The following is a 9403-nucleotide window of genomic DNA, read 5'->3' on the forward strand; positions in this document are numbered from 1 at the left end:
GAATTTTATTTAGTTGGTGTTTGTTTCATGGATTCCATGAAGTGTTTTTTAACTTCTGCATCAACCGGAATGATCTCAACAACGTGCGATTGCATTGGGTTATCAGGCATAGGCGCAGTGCGTAATTCATATTGCTGATAAGGAACGAAAGCGCGGCTGTTAATGACTTTCTCAGCGTAAACTTCCTCAATAGCCAAATGTTTAAAGCGGTTCTTTTCAAACTCTTCAATACTGTCAAAGTAACCCGCAGCTTTGATTTCCATGTTGTCGTTAGAAAAGTCTTTCAATGCGCGGCCAACATAGATGGAAGCCGATGCATTGCCCGAATTCTTGAAGATAGTGTGTTTAATGCCATGTACGAAAAAGGCAGTTGCTGTACTCATAGTGTGTTTCTCCGATTAAAAAGGGGCGTCGATTATGCCTAGATGCGCTTGAACCAATGATTTATGAACGTCTGGCATATCAATCGTTCTTGTCTTGTATTTGTCAGGCACTAAGTGACCAAACGCTTTTTCTAAGTCACCGTTATAAAAATCGATAACTTCTGAAAGGGTTTTTCCGCATTGCTTTCTTGCCCACGCCACTTTTCCCATAATTTCCAAAATGGCTTTTTTCTTTATGGTGTCGTGACGTTTAGGCGGTGTTGCTTCAATAGAGGCTGCGAAGTCACAAAGACCCGCGAACGACGCTGAAATGTCCGATAGAAAATCGACAGAGATTTTTTTAAGCTCCACTTCATTTCGATACCAAACCACATCAGGGTCAGTGATTTTTCTTTCAAACTTTTTGTTATAGATACGCCAGTAGCGAGTAGAAGAACGGCTACCAATTAAAGTGGCTTCCTCATCCAATGAACCGCCATCGTTATACTTAACGTGAGGTGTCATTGAACCTTGGCGACGAGCGTCAGGCGAAGACTTAAAGGCTTTTTCATACCAACAGCGTTCAGCGTATTTAGCGTCGAAATTTCCAGTGAAATCATCCACAGCCAAATCAAGGCGGGATAGGGAAGACACAGCAAAAATCTCAGTGAGTAACCAATGAACACGAGCTGGTGTTGTCTTATTAAAAAGGTATTGGCAACCAGTACCATTGATCTGAATGTATATGGTGTCGTTGTTACCACCGATTCCAACAAAGCCCAGTTCATGCGTTCTGGTGATGTCAAAAATTGTCATTGAATCCTCGTAACCATGAAGACCACGACCACGCATAGGAGAAAGGAACATTCCAAACTCTTTTTGCATGAAGAGTTCAAAGCACACATTCATTCGTAAATAGAATTCTTGCTGATAGCGTTTTACATATTCGTTTTGTTGGTCTGCCGTTAAACCTTTCGGTTGATGGAAGACAGGCATCATGTAAGGGACATAATCTTTGTCTAAAGCACCATCTAAATAAGAAAGTGAACGAATCGGCATCGACCATGCTAAGTGGTCAATAAAAACAGGTGTCACAGTGTCACTTAATGCTTTGTGATCAACTTTGAATTGATGCTTATCGCGTGGCTTGTAAGGTTTAACCGCTCGAATGGATTTATCGAATTTATCAGCAGACATGAGCAAACACTCCAATTCGACAAAGTGAACGATAGTTATCGTCGGTGATTTCAATCAGTTCATAGCTGTTTGGAGCTTGAGACAGTTCAACGTGAGCGCGGAAGTCAGACATACACGCAAAGAAATGATGCCCCCATGAGAAATAGGCATTCACACCAACGTTAGGTTCGTTGTCGTAGTAAATTTCACCGTTCGCATAAGGGCTGGCCATGATTAAGCCTCCAACGCATTAGCATTGAAGAGATGGAAATGGTCAGAGATAAGCGGAAGAGGCTCAACACCAAAGAACTGACAGAAAACTAAGTAATCCGAATGAGTTTCTAAAATCACCTTAAATTCATTATCAAAATTACAAGAAACAGCAGGAATTCTATTGAGGCCGTCAGAGTGCCAATCTGTAGTAGGAACAACATCAAGCGTTTTAGGATTTAGAGGAAGATTGATGTAAGTGGAAACAGTCGATTCAAAAAAAGTAAGAAAAATAGCAAAACCAGAAATCGGTAAATAATCGAATTTAATATCACCATGAACCAAATGTTTAATTTCTGAATTATGAGGGTTTACTTTAATTTCCATTACAACCACCTTGAACAGTTGAGTGACCACCGAGAGCGCAAGCTTCAAGGGCTAAACGCCCAAGGCAGTCAAAAGAGAACCCGAATGGCCTAGAGAGAAGTAATCTTTAAACCAAATGGGTTAAATCCGATATGTCGCAACTATAGATGCGATTCATCGGAGTTGTAAAGTGCGATAAATCGGAGGTTTCAGGCTATTATTAGGAGATATATGGAGGTGCTCATGTACTCGAATGATTTATTAGATGCCTACAAAAAGGCTCAAAACTACATACAAGATAAACAGATAGCGCATGACTTAGCGTTACAGGCTAATAAGATTAGTAAAATTAGAAAAGGTGTTCGCCAACTTACTGATGAAGAAGCAATTTTTTTAGCTGAAGGTGCAGGAATAGATCCAGAATTGGCATTGTTAGGATGTCACGCAGACCGCAATGAAAACCCGACGATTAAGGGCATGTGGGAAAGCATAGCAAAAAAGTATAATGGTCTTGGATTGTCTGGAATTTCAATGGCTTGTGGGACATTGGTACTAAGTTTAGCAGCGTTTGAGGCCGAATCTTCTCCGCTATCTCGGTGCGTATTATTTGCCTTTATGGTAAATCAAGTTGCATACGCACTCTTTGGTATATCATTCTCTTTTGAGAGTGACATCAATGAAGTACCACGAAATGACTAAAAATTATATTTTTCGTGAATTGGTTTGTGGAATGAGTGTAGAAAAGACCGCTGAACTATGTTTTAAAAGTGTGAGGACGGTCAAATTGTGGGATTCAGGGAAGCCGATACCGCCAGAGTGCAAGAGACTGATGAGGTTCTATTGCAATAGAGAGCTGGGCGTTGGTGATGATTGGGAAGGGTTTAAAATTGTGGGCAATAAACTAGCATTACCAACAGGGAGGCCCGTCAGCGCACAAGAAATCTTAACTGGTATTGCTCTCATTGAGATAGGTTGTGTATCAGACTTGAAAATGACATCAAGACTATTGAAGTACGCAAGAGCATTGAGAAAAATCATGTAATAAAAAGGCCGAACTCGGCCTTGATTTATACGCACTGAAGATATTAATAACTTATCTATGCAACTACTTCTTGAACCGCTTACCAAATATTCTTTTAAGTTGGTCATCAAATTCGCTCTTAACTAGTGCCAACCCCTCATCTCTTGCTACGTCTATAAGAGCATCATAATCATTGAGCTCATTACAATTTTGACATTTAATCATGTCACCAGAAGCAAATTCTGTTTTGTCATCACCTTCCAATACACTGTCACAAAAAAGGCATCTAAGATCTATTGTAAAACTTGATTCACTCATTATTTATCACCTATAAATTTTAATGCTAGTGTTGATGCTGCAATTAAAAAACCAAACATTAAAAAGAGACCCTTATGATCCTCAATATAATCGGATATTTTTTTCATCATCGAGCGATTCGCTTTAAGCTCCTCAGCCCTATTTTTTGAACGAATTGCACCAACTCCTTTAGGGGTAATTTGCAAGTTAAAGTAGTGATTGCCGCCGAGGTGAGTTCTCTTTAACCACTCATGTGCAAGGCATTTATCAGCGCCTTTCTGCAATTGCTCTAATGTAAAACATTTTTTATTATTTTCATTAATTTCGTTTACCAAGTCTTCATCTATATTTAATTGTACTGTTTTGTATGTACACCCGTTCTTTTCCATACAGTCAATAACATCGTTTAAAAGTGCATATTCAGCCATCAATTTTCCTTTTAGTCATAGCATCTTATTAAGATAAAAAATAAATAAGGTAGAAGTTATCATTACTAGCTATTATGCACCTTTTTGACTACCAGTTAAATCGATAGACGTAATCATGCAACCGATCGATAGGGACTTGCGAATAGTATTGGAAGGTTGCAAGTTTCGTTGATACCACATATTGATTGATTCTTGACGTTAATCGCATAAGGAATGTCTTTAAAATCATAGAATGCAACCAATTGCTCTATGGTGAGGGAAGTAAATTGAATAAATGGTTGAGTTTAGGACTTATGGGGTTGGCTGTTTCAGGTGCCGCAAATGCATCTTTCAATGAAACCATGCGTTTTGATAATATGAATAACAAGCAGGTGTATGAGCGTACAACCTATGCACATGGTAATTCGTTGGGTTTTCGTTGTGATTCGGGGCGTTATGATAAAGATTTGTTTCTAACTTTTTCAGGTAAAGATAATATTGCGACACCAAATCAAAGTGTCGATTTTAGAATTAAAATTGATAATGGCCGAGTGTACAACTTGAAAGGGAATATGTTCACATCCTCTTATAAAGGAGGAGCGATTAGAAATGTAGATAAGCGCATTCTTTACGAATTAAAACAAGGTACAACTGCTTATGTGCAGGTTCATGTCTTTGGAGCTCGTGAGATGAATACATCATTCAATTTGTCAGGTTCGAACAAAGCGATTAATGATGTAAGTAGCAGATGTGATATCCAGTACCAAGCAGATAATTACGTGAACATTAATCGAGAGATAAAAAGACTACAGCGTGAAAGGGATCGAGAAATTCACAGAATTGATGCTGAGTATGCAAGAAAGATTGCACAGTTAAGAGCTCAAAATTACTAAGAAGCATATCAATTGCAAAGAACTGCGAGAGAGTGTTAATTATTGATGTTAAGAGTTGAGAAAACCAGTATTGCTCTGTAACGTAAAGCTTGTTCAGTTTACGTAACTCTAAGAATTTGAACACCTTTGCTTGAAGTCTGCCGCCCAATTGGGCGGTTTTTTTATGCTTGTGATATAGACTCGCTAACGCTCAAACACTGGCGCGTTACACTTGCGAATAGTCGGGGGAGGTTGAAAGTTCCGTGGATAGTACCCCCGTAATACATGACGGGGGTTGGCGTGAGCAGGGCGGCGCTCCGCTTTTCCCATCCCTCGCTCACGCACGCAAACCAATACAAAAATCACTAAGACATGCTCGACACTCGCAAGCCTTTAAAAGACTAAAAGCATTCTGGCAGGGTGTGGGGAGTGGGACGGTCAAAGGATAGTGAAGCTAACCGCACCGATTAGACATACGGCACAGTTAACAAAGTCGGGCGGCTTGGTGCTTCGCTTGCACTACGTGCATTGCTTATCCCTGCGGGGCTAATCCGCATTTGTAGGTAGGTTCATTGGGTGCGCTTCTGAGCGCAATTAGAATAGTTTAATATTGGGTTTGTATTTCTCTGAACTCTCAGCACTGGCAATTGCTTGTCCATCTTCTGAATCTTCAATGTCTTCATCTTTCCATGAATCACGAACATAAAACGGATTACAAGTAACAGGCCGTATCAATTCACCAATTCTAATATTCGCTAAACATGGCGTTAATGGATCAAGTGTTAATTCCATTGCTTCGGGATAGAAAACAGCACCGTCAGAACTCCGTACAAATGTATAGTGATAAACAACATCATCAGAGAACTGTTCTACAACAGAGCCTGATATATAAACGTCAGTTAATAACTCATCAACAAAATCCGCAACAGGATTTTCTGTTATGTCAGGTGAATCAGTTTGTATTGGCGTTGGTTGAGTTGGCGCAGCTGGAGAGCTGGAGTCTGAACCTCCAAATAATTGAGATGATAGAGAATAAGCGGAATAAAGGATCAAACATAAAAAGAAAATAGCAACAAAGCCCATGAATGGAAATTTGAACTTATGGGTATGTATTTCAGCAGACCAATAAACACCATAGAACTTTTTATCATGGCTAATCATTTTTTTGGAAGCAGTTTGAGACTGATGATAATCATTAGGATCAAAACATTTAGGTGCTTCTTTGCGGGTTACCTTTTTACCACCAAGAGCATTGAAGTAATGAACATGGCGACCAACTAATTTACGTAAATTAGCATCACAAAGGGTTCTGTCTTGTGTGACAAAATGAAGGTCATAACCACCATGTCGATGAGTCTCAAGGGCTGCTATAGCCTTTGGTACGCGAGAACCAACACCACGAGGTGGAAAGAATTGTTGAACCTCATCAACCAGAATGACTGAACGCTTAGGTAAAGTAGGCCAGTCATTTGGGTCTGGAAAGTTTCTAAAATCAAGGTTAAGAGGTCGAACTAAATCAAACTTATCTTGTGTATCTTCAGGAGCAGCATCAAGAATAGATTCTAGCTTCTCAAGTTTCTTCTTGGGATAAACACGACGCACCCAGTAAAGCCAAGTCTCAAAATGATTGTGGCTATCATATTGAGAGCGAAGCCAAGGAACATCATTTAGAGTGATAAATTCGCCATCATCGTGAATTGGTTTCATTATCTTAGATAATTTACGAATACTAGCCTTGTCTTTTAAGTTTGGAAAATACCAGCCGTAATACCAACCAGAAAACGAGCAGGCAACATCAATATCCAACATAAGTAATTTGATGTTTGTATAGTAATACTCACGCCCCGAATCGTGAGAAAGCACAATTTCACGTAAAGAGTTAAGAGTTTTAGACGCCCCTGGCAATCCAGTTCTTAAATAAATCAACCTTCCATTCCTCCAGTTTTCTGACCTGGTTTCCACCAAGCTTGACGCATAGCAATACCTTGACGAACGCCTTTAATCGCCATTAAAAAAGCACCCGTTGAAATAACAAGGTTAAGAGCTTTATCTAGCCACATATAGCCGAGAAGCATAACAATATCAGCACCAAACCCACCAATATCACCAAGGCCGTTCAGCGAGTTGACAGCCGTACCAATGAGGCGACTAGTCAAAATATTAAAGCCAGAGAAGACAACGACACCAAACCCCGCGCTTACAATCCAGTTAGAAAATGAAGCACCGACAGCACCGAGAAGCCAAGGCATTGCACTGCGTAACCAAGTAAAAACAAGAGAGAGGGCACCATATACGAATCCCATAAAAATCACCTATGAGTTATTTTTATTACATGAATTTAGCTACCATTAAAAAAGAAGCTATTGAGGCGGAAGCTAAAAGAAGCCCACGAAATACGAGAGCTAGTGTACAAAAAGGAGTGTAATCAATTGACCAAACCGCAATTTTTAAATCATACGTGCGAGGTGAAGGACAACCAGAAGAAAAGCTGAAACCATTATCAGATGTATAAGCATCAAGCATTTCATCAACAGAACCATTAGCATCAGTAAATACACTGGTATAGGCACCATGTTCATCAGTAGCTGATTCAGTTAACGCCTGAAAAGTATCAGTCAACAAAGCACCTTGCTCAGTTGCAGATTCTTCATTCTTTAATTCATCACAATTAACTCTCCAACGTTCTTTAGCTAGAAAACAACTGGGAGCACTACCAGTACAATTAAAAGAAGAACAACCTTGACTAGTAACATCACCATTTAGTTGTGACGGTAAATTGCCAATAGCTTGAGCAACACCGTCAAGAGAACCTTTTAGCTGTGTTGTTTGAGTATTAAGCCCCTGAACTACCTGTGTAGTACCATTCATAATGGCGCCAGTTTGTTGAGTCATTAATAAGGTTTGAGCGTTATGAATGGCAACATCTTGTTGTGATTGCTCTTTGATTGCTTTACCAATTGCATCATTGGATTTATTCAGTGTTTTAAGTTTGTTATCTAACGAGGTAAAGCCAGTATTCAAATCTGTATTTAATGCTGTAAAAGCTTTGTTATTATCACGATTCAAATTTTGTAAAGCCGTTAATACAGCCTTATCAGTGGTGTCATCTGGCGTAACTGAATCGGGTTCATCTTTATCAAATGATGGAGGCGCAGGAGTAGAAGGGTTCGAAGGGTCAGGGTTAAAATCGTCAGGCGGTGTAAGTGGGTCTGTAGGGTTTAAATCACCCAAACAATCAGGATAGTTTGGCATGCCAATGACACACTCAGTAGGCTGTGTGCATTTCATTTCTAACTTATCAAGGAATTCATCACAGCTATGATTAAAAATACCTTTTGAAGCCGCACAAGCTTGTTCCTCAGAAAAAATAGCATCTAAAGTAGATTGACGTTCACAAAAAGGAATCTCTTTGCACTCACCAGTGTCTGGATCTAAAACTTCATCATCTGTACATACAGGAGGTGGTTTTACACATTGACCAGTTACAGGATCAAGTTCTTCGTCTGGAGCACAAGATTGTACCGTCGTTAATGTGGCTAAATTATCCCAAGGGCGAGAACTATACGAGGCCATTTTAAAGCCATACCTACTAATTTGGACACCATACAAATCGTAGCCTGAAGAAGAGCCTGAACAATAAGTTGATAAATCATTAGTGAAATATAAAATCTGCCCATTGTACATACTACAAAGCTTGCCCGTAGCACTAACATTTGAAAGTTGTTTATAACCAGTAAAGCCAGCTAAAGCATTAAACGAAACACCTAAGAATAAAAATAAAAAAGTAATGCTTTGTTTAATACTCATAATTAAATCCAATTAAAATAAACGACGAAGGGCATCCAAAAGAATAAAGAGAACGAAGCCCCAGATAAGGTCTTGAGGTGTTAAATAAAGAGGCATAATTAAATCCTAAAAAAAGGGAGCCGAAGCCCCCGATTTCACATAAAGGTTTAACCGAAAATTGAACCTTTAGCCCATTTAAAGACAACAGCAACACCAGCTAGACCGATTAAAGCCTGACCGATTGAGGTAACTGCCGCAGTACCATCAGTGGTGATAGCTGTAGTCGCAGCAGAAACATCAATAGCCGCAAAAGCTGGAGTTGATGCAACGGCAGTAAGTGCAACACCTACAAGTAGTTTTTTCATAGTTTTATCCTCTAAAACCAAGTTGACGAAGTGATATATTAATCACGAAAACCAATCCATAAACGCCAGCAGCCGCAGAAAGCAAAGTGAAAACAATCTCTTTAGTAAGGAATGCTTCTGGGTTTGCAAAATCAGACTGTTGTAACAGAGTGACGAATTGGCAAGCTTCACCGGGAGCTAAATCAATAACTTGAAGAGTGTTAGAAACAACCTTTGCACAAATCATAATTAGCTCCCAATGTGAATTTTATTTAGTTGGTGTTTGTTTCATGGATTCCATGAAGTGTTTTTTAACTTCTGCATCAACCGGAATGATCTCAACAACGTGCGATTGCATTGGGTTATCAGGCATAGGCGCAGTGCGTAATTCATATTGCTGATAAGGAACGAAAGCGCGGCTGTTAATGACTTTCTCAGCGTAAACTTCCTCAATAGCCAAATGTTTAAAGCGGTTCTTTTCAAACTCTTCAATACTGTCAAAGTAACCCGCAGCTTTGATTTCCATGTTGTCGTTAGAAAAGTCTTTCAATGCGCGGCCAAC

At 39.6% G+C, this 9403-nt stretch carries 14 protein-coding genes and 1 pseudogene; 3 read left to right on the forward strand and 12 right to left on the reverse strand.

The window, feature by feature from the left end:
- Nucleotides 1-5 precede the first annotated feature (5 nt).
- Genes L4C39_RS19405 through L4C39_RS19420 form a run of 4 tightly spaced genes read right to left on the reverse strand, consistent with a single transcriptional unit; the run spans nucleotide 6 to nucleotide 2135 of the window.
- Nucleotides 6-383, reverse strand: coding sequence for a DUF1293 family protein (locus tag L4C39_RS19405; protein WP_261888184.1), 378 nt, complete (start codon nucleotides 381-383; stop codon nucleotides 6-8).
- A 15-nt stretch (nucleotides 384-398) separates the two neighbouring features.
- A complete protein-coding gene (locus L4C39_RS19410) occupies nucleotides 399-1559 on the reverse strand; it encodes a replication initiation factor domain-containing protein (RefSeq protein ID WP_429747575.1) in 1161 nt (386 codons plus the stop codon).
- Nucleotides 1549-1770, reverse strand: a complete 222-nt coding sequence (locus L4C39_RS19415; RefSeq protein ID WP_171756316.1) for a hypothetical protein — start codon at nucleotides 1768-1770, stop codon at nucleotides 1549-1551. Before L4C39_RS19415 ends, L4C39_RS19410 begins: the two co-directional genes overlap by 11 nt.
- Before the next feature lie 2 nt (nucleotides 1771-1772).
- Complete coding sequence (locus tag L4C39_RS19420) at nucleotides 1773-2135, reverse strand: hypothetical protein (protein ID WP_017051515.1); 363 nt, start codon at nucleotides 2133-2135, stop codon at nucleotides 1773-1775.
- Nucleotides 2136-2357: 222 nt separating this feature from the next.
- On the opposite strand from L4C39_RS19420, the pseudogene L4C39_RS19425 reads away from it, so the two are divergent.
- Together L4C39_RS19425 and L4C39_RS19430 are read left to right on the forward strand one after the other, a co-directional pair.
- Nucleotides 2358-2723, forward strand: a pseudogene (locus L4C39_RS19425) (DUF3693 domain-containing protein); the annotation flags it as partial.
- A 67-nt stretch (nucleotides 2724-2790) separates the two neighbouring features.
- Nucleotides 2791-3156, forward strand: a complete 366-nt coding sequence (locus L4C39_RS19430; protein WP_429747577.1) for a regulator — start codon at nucleotides 2791-2793, stop codon at nucleotides 3154-3156.
- A 63-nt stretch (nucleotides 3157-3219) separates the two neighbouring features.
- On the opposite strand, the gene L4C39_RS19435 is transcribed toward L4C39_RS19430, so the two are convergent.
- Both L4C39_RS19435 and L4C39_RS19440 read right to left on the reverse strand, forming a co-directional pair.
- Nucleotides 3220-3453 carry a hypothetical protein gene (locus L4C39_RS19435; RefSeq protein WP_429747579.1) on the reverse strand — a complete coding sequence of 78 codons (234 nt, stop codon included), beginning with the start codon at nucleotides 3451-3453 and terminating at the stop codon, nucleotides 3220-3222.
- Nucleotides 3453-3860, reverse strand: coding sequence for a hypothetical protein (locus L4C39_RS19440; RefSeq protein WP_429747581.1), 408 nt, complete (start codon nucleotides 3858-3860; stop codon nucleotides 3453-3455). The genes L4C39_RS19435 and L4C39_RS19440 overlap by 1 nt, the downstream gene beginning before the upstream one ends.
- Before the next feature lie 266 nt (nucleotides 3861-4126).
- On the opposite strand from L4C39_RS19440, the gene L4C39_RS19445 reads away from it, so the two are divergent.
- Nucleotides 4127-4732 carry a hypothetical protein gene (locus tag L4C39_RS19445; protein WP_429747583.1) on the forward strand — a complete coding sequence of 202 codons (606 nt, stop codon included), beginning with the start codon at nucleotides 4127-4129 and terminating at the stop codon, nucleotides 4730-4732.
- A gap of 573 nt (nucleotides 4733-5305) precedes the next feature.
- Here the strand turns inward: L4C39_RS19445 and L4C39_RS19450 are convergent.
- From L4C39_RS19450 to L4C39_RS19475, 6 genes are all read right to left on the reverse strand, one after another.
- Complete coding sequence (locus L4C39_RS19450; protein WP_429747585.1) at nucleotides 5306-6520, reverse strand: zonular occludens toxin domain-containing protein; 1215 nt, start codon at nucleotides 6518-6520, stop codon at nucleotides 5306-5308.
- A gap of 113 nt (nucleotides 6521-6633) precedes the next feature.
- Complete coding sequence (locus L4C39_RS19455) at nucleotides 6634-7014, reverse strand: DUF2523 family protein (RefSeq protein WP_171756311.1); 381 nt, start codon at nucleotides 7012-7014, stop codon at nucleotides 6634-6636.
- Nucleotides 7015-7039: 25 nt separating this feature from the next.
- Nucleotides 7040-8518, reverse strand: a complete 1479-nt coding sequence (locus tag L4C39_RS19460; protein WP_429747587.1) for a virulence factor TspB C-terminal domain-related protein — start codon at nucleotides 8516-8518, stop codon at nucleotides 7040-7042.
- A gap of 146 nt (nucleotides 8519-8664) precedes the next feature.
- On the reverse strand, nucleotides 8665-8862 hold the full coding sequence (locus L4C39_RS19465; protein ID WP_171756312.1) for a major capsid protein: 198 nt from the start codon (nucleotides 8860-8862) through the stop codon (nucleotides 8665-8667).
- 4 nt (nucleotides 8863-8866) lie between these two features.
- Nucleotides 8867-9088 (reverse strand): hypothetical protein, encoded by a 222-nt coding sequence (locus L4C39_RS19470; protein ID WP_429747589.1) that lies wholly within the window; start codon nucleotides 9086-9088, stop codon nucleotides 8867-8869.
- Between the two features lie 21 nt (nucleotides 9089-9109).
- The coding region (locus L4C39_RS19475; RefSeq protein WP_429747591.1) for a DUF1293 family protein at nucleotides 9110-9403 on the reverse strand (294 nt) is incomplete at its 5' end.

This window comes from Vibrio clamense (genome assembly GCF_050337905.1).
Lineage (GTDB): Bacteria > Pseudomonadota > Gammaproteobacteria > Enterobacterales > Vibrionaceae > Vibrio > Vibrio cortegadensis.

Excerpts from the sequence above, each read along its gene's own strand:
- L4C39_RS19405 (WP_261888184.1), bottom strand. The coding sequence starts at position 383 with ATGAGTACAGCAACTGCCTTTTTCGTACATGGCATTAAACACACTATC.
- L4C39_RS19410 (WP_429747575.1), bottom strand. The coding sequence starts at position 1,559 with ATGTCTGCTGATAAATTCGATAAATCCATTCGAGCGGTTAAACCTTAC.
- L4C39_RS19415 (WP_171756316.1), bottom strand. The coding sequence starts at position 1,770 with ATGGCCAGCCCTTATGCGAACGGTGAAATTTACTACGACAACGAACCT.
- L4C39_RS19420 (WP_017051515.1), bottom strand. The coding sequence starts at position 2,135 with ATGGAAATTAAAGTAAACCCTCATAATTCAGAAATTAAACATTTGGTT.
- L4C39_RS19430 (WP_429747577.1), top strand. The coding sequence starts at position 2,791 with ATGAAGTACCACGAAATGACTAAAAATTATATTTTTCGTGAATTGGTT.
- L4C39_RS19435 (WP_429747579.1), bottom strand. The coding sequence starts at position 3,453 with ATGAGTGAATCAAGTTTTACAATAGATCTTAGATGCCTTTTTTGTGAC.
- L4C39_RS19440 (WP_429747581.1), bottom strand. The coding sequence starts at position 3,860 with ATGGCTGAATATGCACTTTTAAACGATGTTATTGACTGTATGGAAAAG.
- L4C39_RS19450 (WP_429747585.1), bottom strand. The coding sequence starts at position 6,520 with ATGTTGGATATTGATGTTGCCTGCTCGTTTTCTGGTTGGTATTACGGC.
- L4C39_RS19455 (WP_171756311.1), bottom strand. The coding sequence starts at position 7,014 with ATGGGATTCGTATATGGTGCCCTCTCTCTTGTTTTTACTTGGTTACGC.
- L4C39_RS19460 (WP_429747587.1), bottom strand. The coding sequence starts at position 8,518 with ATGAGTATTAAACAAAGCATTACTTTTTTATTTTTATTCTTAGGTGTT.
- L4C39_RS19465 (WP_171756312.1), bottom strand. The coding sequence starts at position 8,862 with ATGAAAAAACTACTTGTAGGTGTTGCACTTACTGCCGTTGCATCAACT.
- L4C39_RS19470 (WP_429747589.1), bottom strand. The coding sequence starts at position 9,088 with ATGATTTGTGCAAAGGTTGTTTCTAACACTCTTCAAGTTATTGATTTA.